This window comes from Pseudomonas vlassakiae (assembly GCF_014269035.2).
Classification (GTDB): domain Bacteria; phylum Pseudomonadota; class Gammaproteobacteria; order Pseudomonadales; family Pseudomonadaceae; genus Aquipseudomonas; species Aquipseudomonas vlassakiae.
The window spans coordinates 391,103-417,501 of record NZ_JABWRP020000003.1; the positions used below are offsets into that span (position 1 = coordinate 391,103).

24 protein-coding genes are annotated in these 26,399 nt (G+C 63.7%); 9 read left to right on the forward strand and 15 right to left on the reverse strand.

All coding sequences use genetic code 11. The features are described 5' to 3' along the window. Position 1 precedes the first annotated feature (1 nt). The 7 genes from HU738_RS06085 to tcyJ all read right to left on the reverse strand — a co-directional run bounded on the left by HU738_RS06085 (position 2) and on the right by tcyJ (position 7,121). Positions 2-802 (reverse strand): MetQ/NlpA family ABC transporter substrate-binding protein, encoded by an 801-nt coding sequence (locus tag HU738_RS06085; protein ID WP_176509143.1) that lies wholly within the window; start codon positions 800-802, stop codon positions 2-4. After that, the gene (locus tag HU738_RS06090) at positions 795-2,186 is read right to left on the reverse strand and encodes an LLM class flavin-dependent oxidoreductase (RefSeq protein ID WP_186601416.1); all 1,392 of its coding nucleotides are present in this window, start codon (positions 2,184-2,186) and stop codon (positions 795-797) included. The genes HU738_RS06085 and HU738_RS06090 overlap by 8 nt, the downstream gene beginning before the upstream one ends. Next, the gene (locus HU738_RS06095; protein WP_186601415.1) at positions 2,186-3,367 is read right to left on the reverse strand and encodes an SfnB family sulfur acquisition oxidoreductase; all 1,182 of its coding nucleotides are present in this window, start codon (positions 3,365-3,367) and stop codon (positions 2,186-2,188) included. Before HU738_RS06095 ends, HU738_RS06090 begins: the two co-directional genes overlap by 1 nt. Before the next feature lie 49 nt (positions 3,368-3,416). Further along, positions 3,417-4,658: an SfnB family sulfur acquisition oxidoreductase gene (locus tag HU738_RS06100; RefSeq protein WP_176509140.1), complete on the reverse strand. Its 1,242-nt coding sequence runs from the start codon at positions 4,656-4,658 to the stop codon at positions 3,417-3,419. A gap of 243 nt (positions 4,659-4,901) precedes the next feature. Continuing rightward, positions 4,902-5,660, reverse strand: a complete 759-nt coding sequence (gene tcyN, locus HU738_RS06105; RefSeq protein WP_186601414.1) for an L-cystine ABC transporter ATP-binding protein TcyN — start codon at positions 5,658-5,660, stop codon at positions 4,902-4,904. Between the two features lies 1 nt (position 5,661). Beyond that, on the reverse strand, positions 5,662-6,330 hold the full coding sequence (tcyL, locus tag HU738_RS06110) for a cystine ABC transporter permease (RefSeq protein ID WP_176509138.1): 669 nt from the start codon (positions 6,328-6,330) through the stop codon (positions 5,662-5,664). Next, positions 6,327-7,121 carry a cystine ABC transporter substrate-binding protein gene (gene tcyJ / locus HU738_RS06115; RefSeq protein WP_186601413.1) on the reverse strand — a complete coding sequence of 265 codons (795 nt, stop codon included), beginning with the start codon at positions 7,119-7,121 and terminating at the stop codon, positions 6,327-6,329. Before tcyJ ends, tcyL begins: the two co-directional genes overlap by 4 nt. A gap of 273 nt (positions 7,122-7,394) precedes the next feature. Here tcyJ and epsC point away from each other — a divergent pair, with 273 nt between their 5' ends. Together epsC and betT are read left to right on the forward strand one after the other, a co-directional pair. After that, positions 7,395-8,327 carry a serine O-acetyltransferase EpsC gene (gene epsC / locus HU738_RS06120; RefSeq protein WP_176509136.1) on the forward strand — a complete coding sequence of 311 codons (933 nt, stop codon included), beginning with the start codon at positions 7,395-7,397 and terminating at the stop codon, positions 8,325-8,327. Between the two features lie 213 nt (positions 8,328-8,540). Then, positions 8,541-10,502 carry a choline transporter BetT gene (gene betT / locus HU738_RS06125; RefSeq protein WP_176509206.1) on the forward strand — a complete coding sequence of 654 codons (1,962 nt, stop codon included), beginning with the start codon at positions 8,541-8,543 and terminating at the stop codon, positions 10,500-10,502. 55 nt (positions 10,503-10,557) lie between these two features. Here betT and tauD read toward each other — a convergent pair whose 3' ends face one another. Genes tauD through tauA form a run of 4 tightly spaced genes read right to left on the reverse strand, consistent with a single transcriptional unit; the run spans position 10,558 to position 14,050 of the window. Then, positions 10,558-11,391: a taurine dioxygenase gene (tauD, locus tag HU738_RS06130; RefSeq protein ID WP_176509135.1), complete on the reverse strand. Its 834-nt coding sequence runs from the start codon at positions 11,389-11,391 to the stop codon at positions 10,558-10,560. 49 nt (positions 11,392-11,440) lie between these two features. After that, on the reverse strand, positions 11,441-12,280 hold the full coding sequence (tauC, locus tag HU738_RS06135) for a taurine ABC transporter permease TauC (RefSeq protein ID WP_176509134.1): 840 nt from the start codon (positions 12,278-12,280) through the stop codon (positions 11,441-11,443). Continuing rightward, complete coding sequence (gene tauB / locus HU738_RS06140; protein ID WP_176509133.1) at positions 12,277-13,065, reverse strand: taurine ABC transporter ATP-binding subunit; 789 nt, start codon at positions 13,063-13,065, stop codon at positions 12,277-12,279. The genes tauC and tauB overlap by 4 nt, the downstream gene beginning before the upstream one ends. Positions 13,066-13,078: 13 nt before the next feature. Next, entirely contained in the window at positions 13,079-14,050 is a 972-nt protein-coding gene (gene tauA / locus HU738_RS06145) for a taurine ABC transporter substrate-binding protein (protein ID WP_186601412.1), read from the reverse strand. 501 nt (positions 14,051-14,551) lie between these two features. Between tauA and HU738_RS06150 the strand changes: the two genes are divergently transcribed. The 7 genes from HU738_RS06150 (at position 14,552) to HU738_RS06180 (ending at position 21,089) form a co-directional block, all read left to right on the forward strand. Beyond that, a complete protein-coding gene (locus HU738_RS06150; RefSeq protein ID WP_186601411.1) occupies positions 14,552-15,904 on the forward strand; it encodes an OprD family outer membrane porin in 1,353 nt (450 codons plus the stop codon). Positions 15,905-16,070: 166 nt separating this feature from the next. Next, on the forward strand, positions 16,071-16,709 hold the full coding sequence (locus tag HU738_RS06155) for a peroxiredoxin (protein ID WP_152956824.1): 639 nt from the start codon (positions 16,071-16,073) through the stop codon (positions 16,707-16,709). A gap of 349 nt (positions 16,710-17,058) precedes the next feature. Beyond that, complete coding sequence (locus HU738_RS06160; RefSeq protein ID WP_186601410.1) at positions 17,059-18,024, forward strand: sulfonate ABC transporter substrate-binding protein; 966 nt, start codon at positions 17,059-17,061, stop codon at positions 18,022-18,024. A 60-nt stretch (positions 18,025-18,084) separates the two neighbouring features. After that, the gene (ssuD, locus tag HU738_RS06165; protein WP_176509128.1) at positions 18,085-19,233 is read left to right on the forward strand and encodes an FMNH2-dependent alkanesulfonate monooxygenase; all 1,149 of its coding nucleotides are present in this window, start codon (positions 18,085-18,087) and stop codon (positions 19,231-19,233) included. A gap of 10 nt (positions 19,234-19,243) precedes the next feature. Beyond that, on the forward strand, positions 19,244-20,041 hold the full coding sequence (ssuC, locus tag HU738_RS06170; RefSeq protein ID WP_176509127.1) for an aliphatic sulfonate ABC transporter permease SsuC: 798 nt from the start codon (positions 19,244-19,246) through the stop codon (positions 20,039-20,041). After that, on the forward strand, positions 20,038-20,850 hold the full coding sequence (ssuB, locus tag HU738_RS06175; protein WP_176509126.1) for an aliphatic sulfonates ABC transporter ATP-binding protein: 813 nt from the start codon (positions 20,038-20,040) through the stop codon (positions 20,848-20,850). The genes ssuC and ssuB overlap by 4 nt, the downstream gene beginning before the upstream one ends. 23 nt (positions 20,851-20,873) lie before the next feature. Further along, positions 20,874-21,089, forward strand: coding sequence for a TOBE domain-containing protein (locus HU738_RS06180; protein WP_027595183.1), 216 nt, complete (start codon positions 20,874-20,876; stop codon positions 21,087-21,089). Between the two features lie 109 nt (positions 21,090-21,198). On the opposite strand, the gene HU738_RS06185 is transcribed toward HU738_RS06180, so the two are convergent. The 4 genes from HU738_RS06185 to HU738_RS06200 form a co-directional block, all read right to left on the reverse strand. Beyond that, a complete protein-coding gene (locus tag HU738_RS06185) occupies positions 21,199-21,831 on the reverse strand; it encodes a TetR/AcrR family transcriptional regulator (RefSeq protein WP_186601409.1) in 633 nt (210 codons plus the stop codon). Continuing rightward, positions 21,831-23,408: a glutamate--cysteine ligase gene (gshA, locus tag HU738_RS06190; RefSeq protein ID WP_186601408.1), complete on the reverse strand. Its 1,578-nt coding sequence runs from the start codon at positions 23,406-23,408 to the stop codon at positions 21,831-21,833. Before gshA ends, HU738_RS06185 begins: the two co-directional genes overlap by 1 nt. 154 nt (positions 23,409-23,562) lie before the next feature. After that, positions 23,563-23,946, reverse strand: a complete 384-nt coding sequence (locus tag HU738_RS06195) for a PaaI family thioesterase (RefSeq protein WP_176509123.1) — start codon at positions 23,944-23,946, stop codon at positions 23,563-23,565. Then, the gene (locus tag HU738_RS06200) at positions 23,946-26,270 is read right to left on the reverse strand and encodes a Tex family protein (protein ID WP_186601407.1); all 2,325 of its coding nucleotides are present in this window, start codon (positions 26,268-26,270) and stop codon (positions 23,946-23,948) included. Before HU738_RS06200 ends, HU738_RS06195 begins: the two co-directional genes overlap by 1 nt. Between the last annotated feature and the right edge of the window lie 129 nt (positions 26,271-26,399).

Below are 26,399 nucleotides of genomic sequence, written 5' to 3' on the forward strand. Positions count from 1 at the left end.
GTCAGCCTTCCCAACCGGCCTGGTACAGGTTGCCATGGGCCTTGTTCAACGCTGCACGCACGGCGGGCGAGTGTTGGTAGATGTCGACGAACTTTGCCAGGCGCGGGTCGTCCTTGCTTTGCGGGCGGATGACGAACTGGATCACGTATTCCTTGTTTTCCAGGCCATCGAACAACAGCGCCGAGGTGGCATCGAAGCTGTTGGCCAGGCGGATGTAGGCCGGGTAGCCCTGCACAAGGTCGGCGTCGTCATAGGCGCGCACCAGTTGCACGGCTTCGACCTGCAGGATCTTGAGCTTCTTCGGGTTGGCGACGATGTCGTCCTCGGTGGCCTTGTAGCCGACACCCGGCTTGAGGGTGATCAAGCCGGCCTTGGCCAGCAGCTGCAGGCCACGGCCGCTGTTGATCGGGTCGTTGGCGATGGCCACACTGGCGCCTTCGGGCAGTTCGGCGAAGCTCTTGTACTTCTTCGAGTACAGGCCGACGTTGTTGATGATCCCCGGAGCGTAGGGCACCAGGTTGAAACCGGCGGCAGCCTTGGCATTCTCGAGGAAGGGGATGTGCTGGAAGTAGTTCACGTCGATGTCGCCGCTGTTGAGGCTGACATTCGGCGCGATCCAGTCGCTGTACTCGATCAGCTTCACTTCCAGCCCTTGCTTGTGGGCTTCTTCCACCGCCGCTTCCAAGGGGATGGCAAAGGCCGCAGTGGTGCCGATCTTCAGGGGCTCGGCGGCGAACGCGCTGGTGCACAGGCCGAGGGTGATGGCGATGGCCGCGACGGGCCGGAACAGTTTCTCAAGCATGGTGCAGGGCTCCAGTCGGGGCAGGGGTTGGGTTGTTGCGGTAAGTGGAACCAGGGTGGTCGGCGGGCAGGTGCGGGTGGTCGCTGGCGAACAGCTTCTCGCGCAGGGTGCCGTCGGCGTAGGCGGTCTTGTAGCGGCCACGTTGCTGCAGTTGCGGGACCACCAGGTCGATGAAGTCCTCGTAGCTTTCCGGGGTGACGGTACGGGTCAGGTTGAAGCCGTCCAGGCCGGTTTCGTCGATCCAGGCGATCAGCTGTTCGGCCACCTGATCGGGCGCGCCGACCAGGGTGACATAGCGCCCGCCGAGGGCGTGCTGCTCCAGCAGGCGGCGGCGGGTCCAGGCGTTTTCCTGCAATTGGCGGGTGGCCGACTGGATGGCGTTGCCCTTGCTGGCGCCGATCGGGTCGTCCAGCCCGTAGGCGGCAAAGTCGATACCGGTCGAGGCGGCGAAGTGCGCCACGCCGGCTTCGGCGCTGGCATGCTGCAGGTACTCGGCATACTTGGCCTGGGCCTGCTGCTCGGTGGGCGCGACGATCACCGTGATGCCCATGAACACCTTCACCGCCTGTGGATCGCGGCCGGCCGCCTGGGCGGCCGCGCGTACCTTGTCGACCTGGGCTCGGGTAGCGGCCTTGTCCTGGCCGCTGATGAACACGCACTCGGCATGGTTGCCGGCAAAGGCCAGGCCGCGCGGCGAGCTGCCCGCCTGGAACAGTACCGGCGTGCGCTGTGGCGAGGGTTCGCACAGGTGGTAGCCCTCGACCTTGTAGAACTCGCCCTGGTGGCGCACCTTGCGCACCTTGCTCGGCTCGGCGTACACCCGCCGCTCGCGGTCGTTGACCACGGCGTCATCGGCCCAGCTGCCTTCCAGCAGCTTGTACAGCACCTGCAGGTATTCGTCGGCCTGGTCGTAGCGGCGGTCGTGCTCGGGCTGTTGCTCCAGGCCCATGGCGCGGGCGGCGCTGTCGAGGTAACCGGTGACGATGTTCCAGCCGACCCGGCCATTGCTCAGGTGGTCGAGGGTCGAGAGGCGTCGGGCGAACAGGTACGGCGCCTCGTAGGTAAGGTTGGCGGTGAGGCCGAACCCGAGGTGGCGGGTGACGGCAGCCATCGCCGACACCAGCAGCAGCGGGTCGTTGACCGGCAGCTGGATCGACTCCTTCAGGGTTACATCCACGGAATTGCCGTAGATGTCGTAGGTGCCGACGATGTCGGCGATGAACAGGCCGTCGAACAGCCCACGCTCCAGCAGGCGCGCCAGGTCGGTCCAGTATTCCAGGGTCTTGTACTGGGTCGAGGTGTCCCTTGGGTGGGTCCACAGGCCGTGGTTGATGTGCCCGATGCAGTTCATGTTGAAGGCATTGAGCAGGATCTGCTTGGGCATCAGATAGTCCCCCGGCGTGGAGGGTTTGCGTTGTTCAGGTAGTAGTTGCCGATGGCGTGGTACTTCCAGCGCACCGGGTCGTGCAGGGTGTGCACGCGGGCGTTGCGCCAGTGGCGGTCGAGGTTGTGTTCGGCCAGGGTGGCCTGGCTGCCGGCCAGTTCGAACAGCGTGGTGCCGGCGGCAAGGGACACTTCCGTACTGATGGCCCGTGCTTCGGCAACGGCGATGGAGGCAGCGGCCACGGTGTCGGCATTGCTGTCGGCCTGGGCGCGGTCAAGGATCTCGCCGGCGCGTTCGAGCAAGGCTTCAGCGGCATGCAGGCGGATTACCAGCTGGCCGAAGCTTTTCAGCGTCAGTGGGTCGTCGCTGGCCTTGTCCAGACCGGAGTCGACCCATGGCCGGCTGCGCGTGCGCACGAAGTGCAGGGCGTCCTCCAGCGCGGCGCGGGCGATACCGGTGTCGATGGCAGCGTGGAGAATCTGCGCCAGCGGGCCGACCGGCGTCGGGCGCTCGAAAGCACTCTGGAACGGCACCACGTCGTTGGCATCGACCCAGACGTTGTCGAAGCTCACCGAGCCGCTGCCAGTGGTGCGCTGGCCGAAACCGCTCCAGTCGTCGATCACCTGCAGGCCCTGACTGTCGGCGGGGACGAAGGCCAGCTGCTGGCGGCCTTGGTCGTCGATCACCGAGGTCGGGATCCGTTGCGCATAGAGCGCCCCGGTGGCGTAGAACTTGCGGCCGTTGATGCGGTAACCGGCGCCGTCGTGGGTCAGGCGAGTGGTGCGGTCATGGGCGGTTTTCGTGCCCAGTTCGGCCAGCGCATTACCGAAACGGCGGCCGGCCAGGACTTCGGCGTACAGGCGCTGCTGCTGCTCGGGGCTGCCATTCACCCGCAGCACTTCGAGGGCATAGAAGTGGTTCTGCGGAATCTGGCCAAGGGAGGCATCAGCCTGGGCGATGCGGGCGATGACCTGGGCCAGGGTGACGTTGGACACACCGGCGCCGCCGAAGCTTTTCGGGACGCTGATGGCCCACAGGCCGGAGCGGGTGAACAGCTCCAGTTCGGCGTGCGGCAGGCGGCGTTCGCGGTCGCGCAGGGCACTGTCGCGCTTGAGTTGCTGGGCGACTTGCTCGGCGACAGCCAGGGCCTGGCTGTCGCTGGTGATTACGGATGTTGTCATGCTGTTCTCCGGGGCCATGGGGCTGCAACGCAACCCTTGGGCCCGCCAATCAGATCCAGGAATGCCGGGCGGGCAGGGTGCCGTTGAGGTGGTAGGCGCCCACTGCGTGGTACTTCCAGCGCACCGGGTCGTGCAGGGTGTGCACCCGGGCATTGCGCCAGTGCCGGTCGAGGTTGAACTCGGCCAGGGTGGCGCGGCTGCCAGCCAGCTCGAACAGCTTCTCGCTGGCCTGCAGCGAGATCTCCGTGGTCAGTACCTTGGCCTCGGCCACGGCAATCGACGCCCGCGCTGCGGCAGCAGCATCGATCGGCCCGGCATTGACTTCGTCGAGTACCCGCGCGGCCTTACGCAGCAGCGCCTCGGCGGCATGCAGTTCAAGTTTCAGGCGGCCGATGTCGGCTATCACGTAGGGGTCATCGCTGGCGCGCTCGACCTTGGCCTCGATCCATGGCCGGGATTTTTCGCGGACGAAGGTGATGGCGTCGTCGATGGCTGCCTCGGCGATGCCGGCATCAATGGCGGCCTGAATCAACTGCGAGGCCGCGCCCTGGATATTGGGGATATCGCGCTGGCGCCAGTTGTCGATGACCAGTTCGGCATCGACCGGGACCTGATCGAGCAGCACGGTTCCGCTGGCGGTGGTGCGCTGGCCGAAGCCGGACCAGTCGTCGACGATGCGCAGCCCCGGGCTGCCACGGCGGACAAAGGCCAGGCGCTGGCGGCCTTCGTCGTCCAGTGCCTTGACCGCCACCCAGTGGGCGAACAGCGCGCCGGTGGAGTAGAACTTCTCTCCACTGATGCGATAGCCGTCACCGCTGCGGGTGATCCTGGCCTTGAGCGTCAGGGTGTCCTTGGTGCCGCGCTCGGGGCCGGCGTTGCCGATGCGCCAGCCGTCCAGCACGCTACGGAAGATCAGCGCCTGCTGGGCCTCGGTGGCGGTCAGGCGCAGCAGTTGCAACATGCCGAACTGGTTCTGCGGGATCTGCCCCAGAGCCGGGTCGGCGGCGCTGATCAGGCGGAACACTTCAGCGACCGTCTCGAACGAGACGTCGGGGCCGCCATAGGCCTTGGGTACGCTGATGCTGCCCAGGCCGCTACGGGTGAACTGTTCGATTTCTGCCCAGGGCAGCTTGCGTTGCTGGTCGCGGCGGGCGGCCTGCTCGCGGGCGGTCTCGGCGAGTTCACGGGCGGCTTGCAGGGCTTCGGCGTCGTTGCGCAGTACCTTGGCCGGCAGCAGCAGGGGCGAACTGTCGAGATCGCTGTGGAATGGGGTATTTGGCTGGGTGGTCATCAGAACCGAACCTCACAAAGTGGATGCGTCGCTTCAGCTGATGGCGACAGACTTTTGCTGGTCCGGTGGTCCGGTTCTTATACCCTAATGGCTTATCAAAGGTTTATGAACTAACTCTTTGGAATATGTATAGAAGATAGATTTTCGATGGGCGTGCTGGCGCTATCGCGGATAAATCCGCTCCTACAGGGCAGCGTTGTTGTTGTAGGAGCGGATTTATCCGCGATGAGGCCAGAGAGGGGATTACTCGGAAGCAGCAGTCCCGAGGAACTTGCGCAGGAATTGCCGGGTACGCTCTTCCTTGGGATTGGCAAACAGCGCCTTGGCCTCACCCTGTTCCACGATCACGCCCTTGTCGAAGAAGATCACCCGGTTCGCGACATCCCGGGCAAAGCTCATCTCGTGGGTGACGATGATCATCGTGCGCTTCTCCTCGGCCAGGCCGCGGATGGTTGCCAGCACCTCGCCGACCAGTTCCGGGTCGAGGGCCGAGGTGGGCTCGTCGAACAGGATCACTTCAGGCTCCATGGCCAGCGCGCGGGCAATTGCCACGCGCTGCTGCTGGCCACCGGAAAGGCGCCTTGGATAGGCGTCTTCCTTGCCCGCCAGGCCGACCTTGGCCAGCAACCGTCGACCCAGGTCGATGGCCTGTTGGCGAGGGGTCTTCTTGACGATCACCGGGCCTTCGATGACGTTCTCCAGCGCAGTGCGGTGGGGGAACAGGTTGAAGTTCTGGAACACGAAGCCAGCTTGCTGGCGCAGGCGGCGGATCGCACTCTGCTGGCCGCCGAGCGGGCGGTTGGCATCGATGCTGATGTCGCCGATCTGAATCTGCCCGGCGTCCGGGGTTTCCAGCAGGTTGAGGCAACGCAGGAAGGTGGTCTTGCCCGAGCCGCTGGGGCCGATGATGGCCACTACTTCACCGGGTTGCACGGTCAGGTCGATACCGTTGAGCACGGTCTGGCCCTTGAACTGCTTGGTCAGGCCTTTGGCGACGATCATCTCATTGCTCCTGGTCGTGCTGGTTGACCCGCGCTTCCATGCGGTTCTGGAAGTGCGCGAGGATGCTGCAGAGGACCCAGTAGATCACTGCAACGGCCAGGTACATGGTGAACACCTCGAAGGTGCGGGCGGTAATCAGCTGGGCCTGGCGGAACAGCTCGGGCACCTGGATGGTCGCGGCCAGCGCGGTGTCCTTGACCAGCGAGATGAAGCTGTTGCCCAGTGGTGGCAGCGCGGTGCGCAGTGCCTGGGGCAGGATCGCCCGGCGCATGGCCTGGGTACGGGTCATGCCGATGCTGGCCGCGGCTTCCCACTGGCCACGGTCGATCGAGGAGATCGCCGCCCGCAGGATTTCGCAAATGTAAGCCGCCATGTTCAGTGACAAGCCGATCAGCGAGGCCGGGATCGGGTCGAGCTCGATGCCGACCTGTGGCATGCCGAAGTAGATCACGAACAGCTGCACCAGCAGCGGCGTGCCACGGAAAAACGACACGTAGATGCGTGCCAGCCAGTTCAGCGGCAAGATCTTCGACAGCCGCATCAGCGCCAGGGCAAAGCCCAGCACCAGGCCGAAGAACATGCCGCCCACACTGAGCAGCACCGTGTAACCCGCGCCCTTCAGCAGGAAGGGCGTGGAGTCGGCGACGAGTTGCAGGCTTTCAGCGATCATTTGGTGACATCGGCACCGAAGTATTTCTCGGACAGCTTGGCCAGCGTGCCGTCGGCCTTGAGTTTGTCGATGGCCTTGTTGATCGCCTCCAGCAGCTCAGGCTCGCCCTTGCGCAGCGCTACGCCGCTTTCCAGGCGCGAGAAGGCGTCGCCAGCCAGTTGGGTGTCCTTGGCCTTCTGGGCGTACTCAAGCGCTGCCAGGCGGTCGATCAGGATGGCGTCGATCCGGCCGTTGCGCAGGTCGGCGAACTTGCTCGGGTCGTCTTCATAGGTGCGCACGTCTGCCTTTGGCACGTCCTGCTTCACCCATTGCTCGTAGTTGGTACCCAGGCCGACACCGACTTTCTTGCCGGCCAGGTCCTGCGCGCTCTTGATGTTCAGCTGCTCGGCCTTCTTCTTCAGGATCAGCGCCTGGATGCCGGAGATGGTGTAGGGCTCGGAGAAGTCGTATTTCTTCTTGCGCTCCTCGGAGATGGTCACCTGGTTGACCACCACGTCCAGGCGTTTGGATTCCAGGGCGGCGAGGATGCCGTCCCACTTGGTCGGCTGAATCTTGGCCTTGACCCCCAGCTCCTTGGCCAGCAGCTCGGACAGCTCGACCTCGAAGCCGGTCAGCTTGCCGTTTTCATCCTGGAAGCTGAACGGTGGGTAGGTACCTTCGAGACCGACGTTGATCACGCCCTTGTCCTTGATGGTCTTCAGTTGCTCGCCGGCGAAGGCATGGCTGAGCAGGCCGGCACCCAGCAGGATGGCCAGGCTGGCGTTGAGAAGCGGTTTGGCAAATTTCGACATGGCATGGCCCCGCGCTTGTTGTGGAAGTAGTGGGTGGCGACTATAGAGTTGGCTTTATAGGTCAGGAAATAATAAAAACTTATTTTGTTATATCTATTTTGATCTGTGCCGGGTTTTGGCTGCTTTGAGGGTAGGCCAGGATGCTGCCACCGTCATCGCGGCTTATGCCTGACTTAGCGCAGGATGGAATAAAGCGTTGTTTTTTCCAAGAGGCGGATTGCCGTAGAGTGGTTTGCATAACGACAGATTGGCCACCCTGGGCAGGAGAACACCGTGAGCGAACAACCATCATCTGGGCACTGGCAACTGCACAGCATCGTCAGTGGCTTGCGCGGCGCCCGCGAACAATGGCGTAGCCGCAACGGCCGCAGCAGCGGCGAGCAGGGCGGGCGGGAGCTGCCGTCGCGCGAGGCCATGCGGCAGATTCTGGAACAGCTGTGCGGGGCGCTGTTCCCGATGCGTCTGGGCCCGGTCGACCTGCGCGAAGAGAGCGAGGATTTCTATGTTGGCCATACCCTCGACGCGGCGCTGACCGCGTTGCTGGCCCAGGCGCGGCTGGAACTGCGTTACGCCGCCCGCCAGAGCAAGACGGAGCTGGAGGGTGTCGATGCGCACGCCCTGCGTCTGATTCAGGACTTCGCGGCGGCCCTGCCGGGGCTGCGCGTGCTGCTCGATACCGATGTGCTGGCGGCGTATCACGGCGACCCGGCAGCGCGCAGTGTGGATGAGGTACTGCTGTGCTATCCGGGGATCCTGGCGATCATCCATCACCGTCTGGCTCACCACCTTTACCAGGCCGGTTTGCCGCTGCTGGCGCGGATCAGTTCGGAACTGGCGCATTCGGCCACCGGCATCGACATTCACCCCGGTGCGCAGATCGGCAAGAGCTTCTTCATCGACCACGGTACCGGTGTGGTGATTGGCGAGACCGCGATCATTGGTGAGCGGGTGCGCATCTATCAGGCGGTAACCCTGGGCGCCAAGCGCTTCCCGAGCGATGAGTCGGGTACGCTGCACAAGGGCCTGGCGCGCCACCCGATCGTCGAGGACGACGTGGTGATCTATGCCGGGGCGACGATCCTGGGGCGGATTACCATCGGCAAGGGCTCGACCATTGGTGGCAATGTCTGGCTGACCCGTAGCGTGCCGGCCGAAAGCAACATCACCCAGGCCAACCTGCAGCTGGATTGCCAGGACAAGAACTGAGTTACAAGGGGCGCCAATCGGCGCCCCGGTTCGCTTTGAAAGCCGATCCATGTTTAACTTGAACGCTTGTTCAATGAAAAACGCTGGTCCGCTGCCGGTGTTCAACAGGAGGATTCCTTTGCTGAACCCGTTCATTCCGAACCTCACGTCGATCGACGAGGTGCCTGTCTCATGAGTGCACCGTCCCCATCCCTTGCCTCTGGCAAGATCCGCATGAACCCGCCGGTGTTCTACTTCGCGGCAACTTTCATTCTCCTCTTCGGGCTGGTGGTCATAGCCTTCCCGCAGGCGGCCGGCGAGTGGCTGCTGGCGGCGCAGAACTGGGCGGCCAACACGGTCGGCTGGTACTACATGCTGGCCATGACCCTGTACCTGGTGTTCGTGGTGGTCACCGCCTTGTCTGGCTACGGCAAGATCAAGCTCGGTGCCGACCATGACGAACCCGAGTTCAGTTACCTGTCCTGGGCCGGCATGCTGTTCGCCGCCGGTATCAGCATCACGCTGTTCTTCTTCTGCGTATCCGAACCGCTGACCCACATGCTCAGCCCGCCCCAGGGCGAAGGCGGCACGGCCGAGGCCGGGCGCCAGGCGATGGAAATCCTGTTCCTGCACTGGGGCCTGCATGGCTGGGGCGTGTTCGCCTTCGTCGGCATGGCACTGGCCTACTTTGCCTACCGGCACAACCTGCCACTGGCGTTGCGTTCGGCCCTGTATCCGTTGATCGGCAAGCGCATCAACGGCCCGATCGGCTATGCCGTGGATGGGTTCGGCATCATCGCCACGGTATTCGGCCTGGGCGCCGACATGGGGTTTGGTGTGCTGCACCTGAACGCCGGCCTCGACTACCTGTTCGGCATCAGCCATAGCCAATGGGTGCAGGTGATCCTCATCGCGCTGATGATGGGCGCGGCAGTCGCGGTCGCCGTGGCGGGGGTGGAAAAGGGCGTGCGGGTGATGAGCGACATCAACCTGTTCCTGGCCTGCGCGCTGCTGCTGTTCGTGCTGTTCGCCGGGCCTACCCAGCACCTGTTCAATACCCTGATCCAGAACCTGGGCGATTACCTCGGCGCCTTGCCGCGCAAGAGCTTCGATGTGTATGCCTACGGTGAGCAACGTGACTGGCTGGGTGGCTGGACGGTGTTCTACTGGGCCTGGTGGATCGCCTGGGCACCGTTCGTGGGCTTGTTCATTGCGCGCATCTCGCGTGGCCGCACCATCCGTGAGTTCGTCTTCGGCGTGTTGCTGATTCCGCTGGGCTTTACCCTGGCGTGGATGTCGATCTTCGGCAACAGCGCGCTGGACCAGGTGATCAACCATGGCATGACCGCGCTCGGCCAGTCGGCGTTGGACAATCCGTCGATGAGCCTGTACCTGCTGCTGGAAAGCTACCCGTGGAGCAAGGTCGTCATCGCCGTGACGGTGTTCATCAGTTTCGTGTTCTTCGTCACCTCGGCCGACTCCGGCACGGTGGTGCTGTCGACCTTGTCCGCCAAGGGCGGCGGTGCCGACGAAGACGGGCCGAACTGGCTGCGCATCTTCTGGGGCGCGATGACGGCGCTGATCACCAGCGGCCTGCTGTTCGCCGGCAGCATCGATTCGCTGAAGTCGGCAGTGGTGCTGACCTCGCTGCCGTTCTCGCTGATCTTGCTGTGCATGATGTGGGGGCTGCACAAGGCTTTCTACCTGGAGGGCCAGCGGCAGATCGCGCAGATGCACTCGCTGGCACCCTTCGCCCAGTCACGCCGTGGCCGCGGTGGCTGGCGCCAACGCCTGAGCCAGGCCGTGCACTTCCCGTCGCGGGACGAGGTGTATCGTTTCATGGACGACGTGGTGCGCCCGGCGATTGCCGATGTGCGTGAGGTATTCGAGCAGAAGGGCCTGGTGCTGGTGACCCAGGATGACCCGAGCCATGACAACGTCAGCCTGAAGGTAGGCCATGGCGAGGAGCAGCCGTTCATCTACCAGGTGCAGATGCGTGGCTACTTCACCCCGTCGTTCGCACTGGGTGGGCTGGGCACGCAGGAGTTGAAGAACCGCCGTTACTACCGGGCCGAAGTGCACCTGAGCGAAGGCAGCCAGAACTACGACCTGGTGGGCTACAGCAAGGAGCAGATCATCAACGACATCCTCGACCAGTACGAACGGCACATGCAGTTCCTGCATCTGGTCCGCTGATACCTGTACCGGCCTCTTCGCGGGCGAGCCCGCGAAGAGGCCGGTACAGGAAGTCTCAGAACGGTGCATCCCCCAGGATGGTCGCCCGGTGCATCACCCGCCGATTGGGCCGGTAGTCATCCACCGCAAAATGCTGGGTCACGCGGTTGTCCCAGAACGCCACGTCATTCTCCTGCCAGCGCCAGCGGATGCTGAACTCCGGCCGCGTCGCATGAGCGAACAGCAGCTTCAACAGTGCTTCGCTCTCCAGTTCGCTCAGCTCATTGATGCGCGTGGTGAACCCTTCATTGACGAACAACGCCTTGCGCCCGCTCACCGGATGCGTGCGCACCACCGGGTGCGACAACGGCGGGTTGTTGCGCCGGGTCGCCTCCCAGCGCGCCAGGTCCTCTGCCGTGGTGCCAAAGCGCTCCAGGGGGAACGACTTGGTGAAGTCATGGGTGGCGGTCAGGCCATCGAGCATCTCGCGCAGCGGCGCCGACAAGGCATCGAACGCTGCAATACCGCTGGCCCACAAGGTGTCGCCGCCATAGGCCGGCAATTGCTTGGCGCTAAGCACCGCGCCCAGTGCCGGGGTCGGCAGGAAGGTCACGTCGGTGTGCCACACGGCGTTGTCACGCACGTCGGTGACGGCCGTGTCGAGGATCAGCACCTGCGGCGTCTCTGGCACGTTGGGGTAGATCGGGTGGATATGCAGGTCGCCGAAGCGGGCGGCGAAACGCGCCTGTTGCTCCGGGTTGAGCGGCTGGTCGCGGAAGAACAGCACCTGATGCTGGAGCAGCGCCTGCTCGATGGCATCGCGTTGTTCGGCGCTGATGTCGCGGCTGATGTCCACGCCGCTGATCTGTGCGCCGAGCGCCGGGCTGAGGGGGGTAATGGTCAGGCTCATGTCGGTCTCTTCAATCGGGCGCCAGGGTGCTGGCGTGGTCAACAGGAATTCAGTGGCTCTGCCCGTGCCAGGGCACCAGCTTGCGTTGCAGGGCGCGCAGGCCCATCTCCAGGGCGAAGGCGATCAGGGCGATCAGCAGGATGCCCAGCACCACCACGTCGGTGACCAGGAACTGCGCCGCCGACTGCACCATGAAACCCAGGCCGCTGGTGGCGGCGATCAGCTCAGCGGCGACCAAAGTCGACCAGCCGACCCCCAAACCGATGCGGATGCCGGTGAGGATGTCGGGCAGGGCGCTGGGCAGGATCACGTGGCGAATCAGCTGCGCCCGGCTCGCGCCCAGCGACTGCGCCGCCCGCAGCTTGGCCGGGTCGACGGTACGCACGCCGGTGGCGGTGGCGATGGCGATCGGGGCGAAGATCGCCAGGTAGATCAGCAGCACCTTGGACAGCTCACCGATGCCGCACCAGATGACGATCAGCGGCAGGTAGGCCAGCGGCGGGATTGGCCGGTAGAACTCGATCAGCGGGTCGAGGATGCCACGGGCCACACGGTTGTAGCCGATGGCAATGCCGACCGGGATCGCGGTCAGGGTCGCGGCGACCAGAGCCAGGCCGATACGGCCCAGGCTGGCGCCCAGGTGCTGCCACAGGCTGGCGTCCATGTAGCCTTGGGTGAGCAGGGCCCAGGCCTTGGTCAGGATGTCGCCGGGCGAGGGCAGGAACAGCGGCTCGATCCAGCCGGCGGCCGTCACCAGCCACCAGGCGAACAGCAAGCTGACCAGGGTCAGGGTGCTGATCCAGCGGGTGGACAATGGGCGGCGCGCCTGGGGGGCAGACCGGGTTTGAGTGTCGCGTTTGCCGGCGACCGGCAGATCCAGGCTGCTCATGCGCGCTCCTGCAGGCTTTGGCGTTGGGAGAACACGCGGGCCAGGACGTGCTCGCGGGTTTCGATGAAGCGTGGGTCGGACTTGATCGCCCGGGCCGACTCGCCAGCCGCGTAGCGCTGGCCGAAGTCCAGTTGCAGGCGCTCGACCACGCGGCCGGGGTTGGGCGCCAGCAATACCAGTTCGCTGGCCAGGAACACCGCTTCCTCGATGTCATGGGTGATCAGGAACACCGGTTTGGCGGTGCGCTGCCAGACTTGCAGCAGCAGTTCCTGCATCTGTTCGCGGGTAAAGGCGTCGAGGGCGCCGAACGGTTCGTCCATCAGCAGTACCCGCGGGTCGGCGGCCAGCGCCCGGGCCAGGCCCACACGCTGTTTCTGGCCACCGGACAGTTGCCAGATGCGCCGTTCGCCGAAGCCGTCGAGGTCGACCAACGCCAGCATCTCGCGGGCCTTGGCCTCACGCTGGGCGCGCGGCACTCCGGCCAGTTCCAGGCCGAAAGCGACGTTGCCCAGCACGTTCTGCCATGGCAGCAGGGCATCATCCTGGAACACCACGCCACGCTCGGCACCCGGGCCTTGCACGGGTACGCCGTCGAGGCTGATGCGCCCGCTGCTCGGGGTAACGAAGCCGGCGATCAGGTTGAGCAGCGAGGTCTTGCCACTGCCGGATGGCCCCAGGGCCACCAGCAGCTGGCGTGGCCCAAGGCTCAGGTTGATGTCGGCCAGCACCGGGGCGGTAGTGCCGGGGTACTGTGCGCTGATGCGCTCCAGTTCGAGCAAGGCCATGGCAGGCTCCGGATCAGTTTGGAAGGAATTTGTCGCTGACGTACGGCGAATAGTCCGGCAACACGGCTTCGACTTTGCCTTGTTGCTTGAGGAAGGTGGCGGTATCGGTCAGCGCCTTGGTGGTCGGCGCGCCCAAGGCGCCGGCCTGGTCAGCGGCCAATGGGTAGACGTTGCCTTGCAGCAGCACCGGAATGTCGCTGGGCTTGGCACCGGACAGCTTGGCCAGCTTGTCGATGTTGCCTTTGTCGGCCAGCCAGGCTTTCGGGTCCTTGCGGTAGTCGGCGTAGGCGTCGAGGGTGACCTTGGCGAACGCCTTGACCACGTCAGGGTGCTTGTCGGCAAAGTCCTTGCGCACGATCCACGCATCGAAGGTCGGTGCGCCTTTCTGGGCCAGTTCGCCCGAGGTGATCAGCACCTTGCCGTTTTCCTTGGCGACACCGAGTGCCGGGTCCCAGACGTAGGTCGCGTCGATGTCGCCGCGCTTCCAGGCCGCGATGATCGCTGGTGGTGCCAGGTTGAGGATCTGCACCTTGGACGGGTCGATGTTCCAGCTTTTCAGCGCGGCCAGCAGGCTGTAGTGGCCGGTGGAGACGAACGGCACGGCGACTTTCTTGCCGATCAGGTCTTGTGGAGTCTTGATGCTGTCACGGGCGACCAGGGCCTCGCCGGCACCGATCTGGGTGGCGATGAGGAAAGTCTCGACTGGCAGTTTGCGGGTGGCGGCGGCAGCCAGAGGGCTGGAACCGAGGTAGCCGATCTGCACGTCGCCGCTGGCCACGGCGGTGATCACGTCGGCGCCGTTATCGAACTTGCGCCAGTCGATGCTGGCCTTGCTGGCTTTTTCATAATTGCCATCGACCTGGGCCACTTTGGCCGGGTCGACAGTGGTCTGGTAGGCAACGGTCAGGTCGGCGGCCTGGGCCAACCAGCTGGTGCTGGCGAGGGTCAGGGCGGCGAACAGGCGCAGCGGAGCGTGCGGGATCATGGTGAACCTCTCGTCAGGCAATGCATGTAGTGGATGGCGAGAAGACTAGATGATCTAAGAAATCAAAAATAAATAACTTTTTAGAATTAGCTTAGGAGCCAAATGCTTTAACGCTGGCCACAGCTGAGAAAGGGCGGCTGGCGAAACAGTGATCCGCTGCTAACCTCTTTTCCCTTCGTGAGGATGAGGAATCGGCTACTGGTCGGCAAACGTTTGCAAATAACCTAAAGGTATGATTGACATCGCCGATACAACTTTTCGCAGTAAAGGTTCCTAAGATATTCCTTAAAAATCTTACAAATTCATAAAACGGTCATTTTGGATTTATAGGATTGTCATTATCCTGTAGCGCAGGGGGCGTCTTAGACCAAAGTCGAGAAATGTTTAGAAACGATTGACTAAATGGTCACGCTTTGGGGCTAATCGCCCATCCACGGTTGAGCAGGGCAACAGATCCTGCCGCCAGAGATACACAAGAATTAGAACGTAGAGGAGCAAAACATGTACAAGTCCAGCCTGGCTCTGGCCGTGGCAGTGGGGGTTTTCGCCCAAGCAGCAGGTGCCGCCGGTTTCGTTGAAGACAGCAAACTGTCGCTCAGCTCGCGCACCATGTACTTCAACAACGACAATCGTGTATCGCACGCTACTGGCACTGCCGAGCGTCCTGATCAGCGTGAGTCGGGTCAGGGCTTCAAGCTCGACTACATCTCGGGCTTCACTCCAGGCACCGTAGGCTTCGGTGTTGACGCTCAGGCGCTGTGGGGTATCCACCTGGATGGTGGCGAGGGTTACCACAAGACGGGTTTCTTCCCGGATGACGGTAAGGGCGCAGCTGCCCAGTGGGCTCGCTTCGGCGCTAACGCCAAGGCTCGTGTCTCCAAGACCGAAGTCCACTTCGGTAGCGCCCTGGCACCAAACCTGCCAATCCTGGTTTCCAACGACGGCCGTCTGCTGCCACAAACCTTCGAAGGCGGCACCATCCAGTCGAAGGAAATCGACAACCTGACCGTCAACGCCGGTCAGCTGACTCACGCCATGGGCCGTGCCTCGAGCAACCGTACTGGCTTGTCCGTCTCGGGTGCTACTGCTGACAGCAACAAGTTCCGCTTCGGCGGTCTGGACTACAAGCTCACTCCAGACCTGACCCTGCAGTACTACTACTCGAACCTGGAAGACTTCTACAAGCAGCACTTCCTGGGCGCGACCCACGTGTTCAAGATCGCTGACGACCAGTCGTTCAAGACCGACCTGCGCTACTTCGACAGCAGCAGCGACGGTAAGAACGGTAGTGGTGGTGGTTACAACTTCGACAACAACAAGGGTTATGCCAAGCACACCGGCGAGGTCGACAACAAGACTTGGTCCGCGATGTTCACCTATACTCTGGGTGGCCATGCGCTGATGGTCGGTCACCAGCGGGTTAGTGACGACGGCGGCTTCGTATGGTTGAACCAGGGCAGCGTGACAACCGACAACGGTGACTCGGAAGGTGCCGGTGGCTCGAGCTTCTACCTGTTCACCGACAGCATGATCAACCAGTTTGCCCGTGCTGGCGAAAACACCACCTTCGGTCAGTATTCTTATGACTTCGCAGGGCTGGGTGTGCCAGGTCTGAAGGCATCGCTTGCCTACTTGCATGGCGACGATGTACGCAACAAGTCGGGCAACGGTACCTACAGCGAATGGGAGCGTGACGCGCGTATCGACTACACCATTCAACAAGGCACCCTCAAAGGCCTGGGCTTCAGCCTGCGTCAAGGTGTTTACCGTGGTAAGAACGGCGACACCAGCGAGTACACCAAAGACACAGATCAGGCTCGCTTCATCGTGAACTACACTTACGCCTTCATGTAATTTAATCGCTTCATCGAAAGAGCCTCGCCTAGTGCGAGGCTTTTTTATGTCCGCGCTTTCGTATGCTCAAAGGTTATAAATAAATCATTATTTATTCTTTTTATTTCTCATCGAATGCAGGCACATTGAACCCACACGCCAGAACACAGCACAGGAGCCGCACCCCATGAGCCTCAAACTCGGCGACATCGCCCCGGACTTCGAGCAGGAATCCAGTGAAGGCAAGATCCGCTTCCACGAATGGCTGGGCAACAGCTGGGGTGTGCTGTTCTCCCACCCGGCGGACTTCACCCCGGTGTGCACCACCGAACTGGGCCTGACCGCCAAGCTCAAGGATGAATTCGCCAAGCGCGGCGTGAAGGCCATCGCCTTGTCGGTCGACCCGGTCGATTCGCACCATAAATGGATCGAGGATATCAACGAGACCCAGAACACCGTGGTCAACTTCCCGATCATCGCCGACGCCGACCGCAAGGTCTCCGACCTGTACGACCTAATCCACCCCAACGCCAGCGACACCCTCACCGTGCGCTCGCTGTTCGTCATCGACCCGAACAAGAAGGTGCGCCTGACCATTACCTATCCGGCCAGTACCGGGCGCAACTTCAACGAGATCCTGCGGGTGATCGACTCGCTGCAGCTCACCGACAACCACAAGGTCGCCACACCAGGTAACTGGCAGGACGGCGACGAGGTGGTGATCGTGCCTTCACTGAAGGACGAAGACGAGATCAAGCAGCGCTTCCCGAAAGGGTATCGGGCGGTGAAACCGTATCTGCGGCTGACTCCGCAACCTAACCGTTGATGAATTCCTCGTTGCATTGCTCTTAGCCATAGCAGGGATTTTCGGGCCGTTTCGACGGCCCTTTTTTTGTCTTTGCCGTGGCATTTGTAGCGCCTGCGAGATTGAGCGCCGCGCGGGCGGCGCGCGATCTCGCAGGCGCTGAAAACGTCACGACGTAAAGACAGAAAAAGAATAAACAAATGAAAAAATATGATTTCTAGATATATGAGCAGGCTGGTAATGTCACTCCAACAGAACATCAGGCAACGCCGACACCACTGACCGGCCTAGCCATTCGCTCCACCACCTTACTCGCCCGTCAACGAGGCAAGCAGGTGCAACCCGAACCCAACTCGCACAGGAGAGCGCCATGCGCACAGTCTTCTTGCGTCGTGGTCTGGTCGCCCTGTTTGCGGCGGCTGTGTCCTTCGGCGCCATCACCCAAGCCCAGGCCGAGAGCCTGCGTATCGGTTATCAGAAATACGGCACCCTGGTGTTGCTCAAGGCCAAGGGCACGCTGGAGAAACGCCTGGCCGAGCAGGGCGTGCAAGTGCAGTGGACCGAATTCCCCGGTGGCCCGCAGCTGCTCGAAGGGCTGAACGTCGGTTCCATCGACTTCGGCGTCACTGGCGAGACGCCGCCGGTATTCGCCCAGGCCGCTGGCGCCGATCTGCTCTACGTGGCCTACGAGCCACCAGCGCCGCACAGCGAAGCCATCCTCGTGCCGAAGGGCTCGCCGATCCAGTCGGTGAAGGAGCTCAAAGGCAAGAAAGTCGCCCTCAACAAAGGCTCCAACGTTCACTATCTGTTGGTCCGTGCCCTGCAGGACGCTGGCCTCAATTACAGCGACATCCAGCCCGTCTACCTGCCGCCTGCCGATGCCCGCGCCGCTTTCGAACGCGGCAGCGTCGATGCCTGGGTGATCTGGGACCCCTACCAGGCGGCCGCCGAGCAACAGTTGCAGGCCCGTACCCTGCGTGACGGCAAGGGCCTGGTCGACAACCACCAGTTCTACCTGGCTACCCGCACCTACGCCACCCAGCACCCGGCGGTGATCAGCACCCTGATCGACGAGGTACGCGCGGTGGGCCAATGGTCCCAGGCCAACCCGCAGGAAGTTACCGATCAGGTCGCGCCACTGCTGGGCCTGCCCGCCGATATCACCCTGACTTCGGTTAAACGCCAGGGCTACGGTGCTCAGCCGCTCACCCCGCAAGTGGTGGCCGCACAACAGAAGATTGCCGACACCTTCCAGGCGCTCAAGCTGATTCCCAAGCCGCTGAGCATCAAGGACGTGATCTGGACACCCCCGGCCAAGGTCGCCACTGCGCCTTGATTGATTCGCCTGCGCCGGGGCGCCGCCCTGGCCTGCGCCACCCTTGAGGAGACAACTCCAATGAGCCTTAACATTTTCTGGTTCCTCCCTACCCACGGTGACGGCAAGTACCTGGGCACCTCCGACGGCGCCCGCGCAGTCGATCACGGCTACCTGCAACAGATCGCCCAAGCCGCCGACCGCCTCGGTTTTGGTGGGGTGCTGATCCCTACTGGGCGGTCCTGCGAGGACTCCTGGCTGGTGGCGGCGTCGCTGATTCCGGTGACCCAGCGCCTGAAGTTCCTCGTGGCCCTGCGCCCAGGCATCATTTCGCCGACCGTGGCCGCACGCCAGGCCGCTACCCTCGATCGGCTTTCCAACGGCCGTGCGCTGTTCAACCTGGTGACCGGCGGCGACCCGGATGAACTGGCCGGCGATGGCCTGCACCTGAACCACGAGGAGCGTTACGAAGCCTCGGTCGAGTTCACCCGCATCTGGCGCAAGGTGCTGGAAGGCGAAACCGTCGACTACGACGGCAAGCACATCCAGGTGAAGGGCGCCAAACTGCTCTATCCGCCGATTCAGCAGCCGCGCCCGCCGCTGTACTTCGGTGGCTCTTCGGAAGCTGCCCAGGACCTCGCCGCCGAGCAGGTCGAGCTGTACCTGACCTGGGGCGAGCCGCCAAGCGCCGTTGCCGAGAAAATCGCCCAGGTGCGTGAAAAGGCCGCTGCGCAGGGCCGCGAAGTCCGCTTCGGCATCCGCCTGCACGTGATCGTGCGTGAAACCAACGAAGAAGCCTGGGCTGCCGCAGACAAGCTGATCTCGCACCTGGACGACGATACCATCGCCCGTGCCCAGGCCTCGCTGGCCCGTTTCGACTCGGTCGGCCAGCAGCGCATGGCGGCCTTGCACAAGGGCAACCGCGACAATCTCGAGGTCAGCCCCAACCTCTGGGCCGGTGTCGGCCTGGTGCGTGGCGGTGCGGGTACCGCGCTGGTCGGCGATGGCCCGACCGTGGCCGCACGGGTCAAGGAGTACGCCGAACTGGGCATCGATACCTTCATCTTCTCCGGCTACCCCCACCTGGAAGAGTCGTATCGGGTTGCCGAACTGCTGTTCCCGCACCTCGATGTGCAACGCCCGGAACAGGCCAAGGCGGGCGGTTACGTGAGCCCGTTCGGCGAAATGGTCGCCAACGACATCCTGCCCAAGTCCGTCGCGCAGAGCTGAGGGCCGGGCCATGAGTCGCAAAACTTCCACCACCCTGAGCCAGCGCCTGGCCCCGTGGGCACTGCCGGTGCTGCTGCTGGCAGCCTGGCAGCTGGCGGTCAGCGCCGGCTGGCTGTCGACCCGTATCCTGCCTGCGCCGAGCGCGGTGGTCAGTGCGGGTGTCGAGCTGGTGCGCAGCGGTGAAATCTGGACCCACCTGGCGATCAGCGGCTGGCGGGCCGGGCTGGGCTTCGTGATCGGCGGCAGCATCGGCCTGGTGCTGGGCTTCATCACCGGCCTGTCGAACTGGGGCGAACGCCTGCTCGACAGCTCGGTGCAGATGATCCGCAACGTGCCGCACCTGGCGCTGATCCCCCTGGTGATCCTGTGGTTCGGTATCGATGAGTCGGCGAAGATCTTCCTGGTCGCGCTCGGCACACTGTTCCCGATCTACCTGAACACCTACCACGGCATCCGCAATGTCGACCCGGCACTGGTGGAAATGGCACGCAGCTATGGCTTGTCCGGCTTCGGCCTGTTCCGCCAGGTGATCCTGCCCGGTGCGCTGCCCTCGATCCTGGTCGGTGTGCGCTTCGCCCTGGGCTTCATGTGGCTGACGCTGATCGTCGCCGAGACCATTTCGGCCAGCTCCGGCATCGGTTACCTGGCCATGAATGCCCGTGAATTCCTGCAGACCGACGTCGTGGTGCTGGCCATCGTCCTGTACGCCGTGCTCGGCAAGCTCGCCGACCTTGCTGCCCGCGGCCTGGAACGGGTGTGGCTGCGCTGGCACCCGGCCTACCAGGTGGCGAAGAAGGAGGGCGCATGACCGTGCTCAAAGAACAGCCGCCACGCCTGCTGCGTGGTATCCCGCTGGCCGCCAACGGCCTGCGCAAGGCCTTCGGCCAGCGGGAAGTGTTGAAAGGTATCGACCTGCATATCCCGGCCGGGCAGTTCGTGGCCATCGTCGGTCGCAGCGGTTGCGGCAAGAGCACCTTGCTGCGCTTGCTGGCCGGTCTCGACCAGCCGACTTCCGGCCAGTTGCTGGCCGGAGCCGCCCCGCTCAGCGAAGCCCGCGAGGAAACCCGGCTGATGTTCCAGGAGGCGCGCCTGCTGCCCTGGAAGAAGGTGATCGACAACGTTGGCCTGGGGCTCAGCGGCAACTGGCGCCAGCGCGCTCTGGATGCGCTGGAGGCGGTCGGCCTGGCTGATCGCGCCAACGAATGGCCGGCAGCGTTGTCCGGTGGCCAGAAGCAGCGTGTGGCCCTGGCCCGGGCCCTGATCCACCAACCGCGCCTGCTGCTGCTGGATGAGCCGTTGGGCGCGCTGGATGCACTGACCCGCATCGAGATGCAGCAACTGATCGAACGCCTGTGGCGTCAGCACGGTTTTACCGTGCTGCTGGTGACCCACGACGTCAATGAGGCGGTGGCCGTCGCGGATCGGGTGATCCTGATCGAAGACGGCGAAGTCGGCCTCGACCTTACCGTTGACCTGGCCAGGCCAAGGGCGCGTGGTTCGCACCGCCTGGCCGCGCTGGAAAGCGAAGTGCTCAACCGTGTTCTGTCGGTTCCGGGTACTCCGCCCGAGCCGGACCCTGTAGCCCCTTTGCCCACGCAACTGCGTTGGGCGCACTGAAGCCAAAGAGAAGGAATCAAGCCATGACCATCAAAGCGATCAACGTCCGTAACCAGTTCAAAGGCACCGTGAAAGAAATCCTCGAAGGCCCGGTACTGTCCGAAATCGACGTGCAGACTGCCTCGGGCGTCGTCACCTCGGTGATCACCACCCGCTCCGTGCGCGAGCTGGAGCTGCAGGTGGGCAGCGAAGTGATTGCCTTCGTGAAGTCGACTGAAGTGTCCATCGCCAAGCTGTGATGGTGTTGCCGGATACTGGGGCTGCGTTGCAGCCCCTCGCGGGCAAGTCGGGGCGCCGAACCGCCGCTCCGACTTGCCGGCGAAGGGCCGCAACCGGACCCCAATGATTTCAGCCGGAACGCTTTGCCAGAAACGGCGGCAGATAAAGCCCCAGATACGCCTCGAATACCCGCTTGCCCTCTTCGGCCATGCGCGGGGTGATCGCCTCATGCAACTGCACCGACCGCGCATACACCCGGTCGCTCAGTTCCATCGCCAAGGCGAACACATCCACATCCGTCGGCATCGGCGGCAGATGAAAATGCTGGTCGAACAGCTTTTGCATCAGCTCGCCCAGTTCCATGTCGTGTTGCCGATCGGCCTGCACCACTTCACTGAGGCCGTGCTGGGCCAGGATCAACTGCCGCGCTGCGGCATCCTCGTTGTAGATGTCGAGCATGCGTTGTTCGATCAATCGCGACAGCTCATGCCACGTGGCAAACGCGCTGCTGTCGATTGGCGCACTCAATGCCTCGCGAAAGGCCCGGTGCACATCGGCGGTCAGCGCCTCCAGCAAGGCCGGGACGCTGGCGAAGAAGTGATACACCGACGACGGCGGAATCTGCGCCCGCTCGGCCACGCTGTAGATCGACAGCGCCGCCACCCCTTGTTCAGCCAGCAGCTCGCGCGCGGCTGCCAGGATCGCGTCGATCCTGGCCTGGCTGCTGGCGCGGGGCTTGCGCTGGACGGTGCTGCGGTTCATCAGTTGCTGATTGCCAGGATGCTGGCCTGGTAGGCGCCGACGAACAGGTCGAAGTCGCCGACTTCCTCCTGCTCCAGCTCGGACTGCCTGGCAAGCGACTCATGGGCCAACGTCTCGAAGGCCTGTTGCTGCTCGACTGACAGCGGCTGCTCGCGGAAGGTCTGTGCGTGCAGGCGGCTCTGGCGCAGGGAGAACTGGATGAAGGTTTCGTCGTGCTCGGTCATGCGCGCCAGCACCTGGGCCGACGGGGTCAGCGAGGCGTCATCGACCTTGGCCTGCTGGGCGGCCAGGGCCTTGGCGTGTTCGTCGCCACCCTGGGCACGGTCGAGCAGCTCCGCCAGCTGGCCGATGCGGCTGATCAGCTCGGAGGCCCATTCGCGCAGGCCGACAGGCTGGCCGTTGCGATGCAGTTCCAGGCCCGGACGACGGCCTTCCTTGACCACGTTGAGGAAGTTGCTGGTGCACTGGCCGCACTCACCGTTGTCCAGTTGCGGGCTTTCTTCAAGGGCGCAGAACAGCAGGAACGCGTCGAGGAACCGCGCTTCGGTCAGGTCGATGCCCACCGGCAGGAAGGGGTTGATGTCCAGGCAGCGCACTTCGACATACTGCACGCCGCGCGAGGTCAGGGCCTGGATCGGCCGCTCACCGGTGTAGGTGACGCGTTTCGGGCGGATATTCGAGTAGTACTCGTTCTCGATCTGCAGGATGTTGGTGTTCAGTTGCACCCATTCGCCATCGACGTGCGTACCGACCTCGACATAAGGCGGGTAGGGCGTGCCAACGGCCTTGCGCAGGCTGTCGGTGTAGCTGGCGAGGTTGTTGTAGCAGGGTGTGAGGCCGGCCTGGGCGTTGCTCTGGTAGCCCAGGTCGCTCATGCGCAGGCTGGTGGCATAAGGCAGGTACAGGGTTTCGGCGTCGAGTTCTTCGAGCTGGTGCGGGCGGCCGCGCAGGAAGCCCTTGTCCAGTGCTGGCGAGGCGCCGAACAGGTACATCAGCAGCCAACTGTAGCGGCGGAAGTTGCGGATCAGCGCAATGTACGCCGAGGACTGGTAGTCGCGATCGCTTTCCTCACCGCCTTCGGCATCACGCAGCAGTGGCCACAGCGCTTCCGGCAGGGAGAAATTGTAATGGATGCCGGCGATGCACTGCATGGTGCGGCCGTAGCGCAGGGCCAGGCCCTTGCGGTAGACGTGCTTGAGCTTGCCGATGTTCGACGTGCCGTACTCGGCGATCGGGATATCCTCCTCGGCCGGCAACGTGCAAGGCATCGACGGACTCCACAAATACTCGTCGCGAAGCTTGCTGTAGACGAAGCGGTGGGTCTGTTCGAGGCTTTCGAGCACCTCGGCCGGGTCGGCCAGCGCCGGTGTGATGAACTCCAGCAGCGACTCGGAATAGTCGGTGGTGATCTGCTCGTTGGTCAGCGCCGAGCCCAGTGCCTCGGGGTGCGGGGTCTGGGCCAGGCGACCTTCGTCGGTCACGCGCAGGCATTCGCGCTCAATACCGTGCAGGCACTGCTTGAGCAGGGGGAGATTGGCGCCGAGCAGGCTCAGGCGGCGGTTGAGGAGGTCGCTCAAGATGTATTCCTTCACGCGTCAGTCGCCCCAATATGGGGGTAGAGCTGACGGTCTACAAGGGTAGGAAGAAAGGAACTGGCGTTGTCGCCTGGTTTACGCGGTTCCGGCAGTGCCAGCGCACTGCCGAAAAATACCGCAGATAGCCCTTGGTGAGCTAGAGAACCGCGAAGGTTCCTTGCGCTTTCGCTACCAGTTTGTCGCCTTGAACTACGTCGGCGTCGACCACCAGGGTACGGCGCCCGGCGTGCAGCACACGGGCGGTGCACAGCACTTCACCGTCGCTGACCGCGCGCAGGTAGTTGATCTTGCATTCGATGGTCACGCTCTGCTGGTCGAAACCGTGGCTGGCCGAGCAGGCCAGGCCCATGGCGATGTCCACCAGGCTGAAGATCGCCCCGCCGTGCAGCTTCTGGCCACGGTTGCGCAGGTGCGGCTCGAGCGCCAGGGCCACCTCGGCAACGCCTGTATCCAGACGTTGCACGCGGCAGCCCAGGAGCTGGCTGTAAGCGCTTTGGACCACTTCCTTGGGGATGTCCATCACTTCTTCTTCAGTTGCTTGGCGTTGGCGAACAGGGCGGCCATGGCGTTGTTGGCCGGGGCTGCGGTGGCGGTCTCACGCTGGCGTGGCGCCTGCTGCTGGCGGTTGCCGCCATTGCCCCGGTTGCCGCCACGGTTGCCGTCGACTTTCTCGCCCGGGGTGTCGCTCATGCGCATGGACAGGCCGACGCGCTTGCGCGGGATGTCTACCTCCATGACCTTGACCTTGACCACGTCACCGGCTTTGACCGCTTCACGCGGGTCCTTGACGAACTTCTCCGACAGCGCCGAGATATGCACCAGGCCGTCCTGGTGCACGCCGATGTCGACGAAGGCACCGAAGTTGGTGACGTTGGTCACCACGCCTTCGAGGATCATGCCCGGCTCCAGGTCCTTGAGGTCCTCGACGCCGTCCTGGAAGGTGGCGGTCTTGAACTCCGGGCGTGGGTCGCGGCCGGGTTTGTCCAGCTCCTGGAGGATGTCGGTGACGGTCGGCAGGCCGAAGGTCTCGTCGGTGAACTGCTTAGGGTCCAGGCGCTTGAGGAAGGCGCTGTCGCCAATCAGCGAGCGGATGTCACGGTCGGTGCCGGCGGCGATGCGCTGCACCAGCGGGTAGGCCTCAGGGTGCACGGCTGAAGCGTCGAGCGGGTTGTCGCCGTTCATCACGCGCAGGAAGCCTGCGGCCTGCTCGAAGGTCTTCTCGCCCAGGCGGCTGACCTTTTTCAGTGCCGCTCGGGTGGCGAACGGGCCGTTGGCGTCGCGGTGGGCGACGATGTTCTGGGCCAGGGTCGCGTTCAGGCCCGAAATCCGGGTGAGCAGCGCGACCGAAGCGGTGTTGACGTCTACCCCCACGGCGTTCACACAGTCCTCGACCACCGCGTCCAGGCCGCGGGCCAGCTTGATTTGCGACACGTCGTGCTGGTACTGGCCGACCCCGATGGATTTCGGGTCGATCTTCACCAATTCGGCCAGCGGGTCCTGCAGGCGGCGGGCGATCGACACGGCGCCACGGATCGACACGTCCAGGTCCGGGAATTCCCGGGCGGCCAGTTCAGACGCCGAATACACCGAAGCACCTGCTTCGGAGACCATGACCTTGGTGATTTTCAGGGCTGGGTACTTCTTGACCAGTTCGGCCACCAGCTTGTCGCTCTCGCGGCTGGCGGTGCCGTTGCCGATGGCGATCAGCTCCACCGAGTGCTTGGCGCACAAGGCGGCCATGATGGCAATGGTGCGGTCCCAGTCGTTCTTCGGGGCATGCGGGTAGACCGTGGTGTGGTCCAGCAGCTTGCCGGTGGCATCGACCACGGCGATCTTGCAGCCGGTGCGCAGGCCCGGGTCGAAGCCCAGGGTGGCGCGCGGGCCGGCCGGGGCGGCCAGCAGCAGGTCGTGCAGGTTGTGGGCGAAGACGTTGATCGCCTCGCTCTCGGCATTGTCGCGCAGCTCGCCGAACAGGTCGGTTTCCAGGTGAGTGTAGAGCTTGACCTTCCAGGTCCAGCGCACCACCTCAGCCAACCATTTGTCGGCCGGGCGGCCGCGGTTTTCGATGCCGACGTGGTTGCCGATCATCAGTTCGCACGGGTGCAGGGTCCCGGGCAATTCTTCGCCGACCTTGAGCGAGGCGCTCAGCACGCCTTCGTTGCGCCCGCGGAAAATCGCCAGGGCGCGGTGCGACGGGGCCGTGCGCAGCAGCTCGTCATGGGCGAAGTAGTCGCGGAACTTCGCGCCCTCTTCTTCCTTGCCCGCCACCACGCGGGCGCTGAGCACCGCTTCCTGCTTGAGGAAATTGCGCAGCTTGTCGAGCAGGGCAGCGTCTTCGGCGAAGCGCTCCATGAGGATGTACTTGGCGCCTTCCAGCGCGGCCTTGACATCGGCCACGCCCTTTTCGGCGTCGACGAAGCGCGCGGCTTCGCTTTCCGGCGCCAGGACGGGGTCGTTGAACAGGCCGTCGGCCAGCTCGCCGAGGCCGGCTTCCAGGGCGATCTGGCCCTTGGTGCGGCGCTTCTGCTTGTACGGCAGGTAGAGGTCTTCGAGACGCGTCTTGGTGTCGGCCAGCTTGATCTCGCGGGCCAGTTCCGGAGTCAGCTTGCCCTGTTCCTCGATGCTGGACAGGATGCTGGCACGGCGCTCGTCGAGCTCGCGCAGATAGCGCAGGCGCTCTTCCAGATGGCGCAGCTGGGTGTCGTCGAGGCTACCGGTCACTTCCTTGCGGTAACGGGCGATGAAAGGCACGGTCGAGCCTTCGTCCAACAGGCCCACGGCCGCCTCGACCTGCTGGGGGCGTACGCCCAGTTCCTCGGCGATACGGCTGTTGATGCTGTCCATGTAAACCACCTGACATTTGTGAATACGGGGGTCGCCGGTGGGCCTTGGGCCCGGTGGCGCTGGATGAAAGCCGCGCATTATACCCATCGCAAACGGCTTGCGGTGATGGCGCCCGGCCAGCCGGAACTG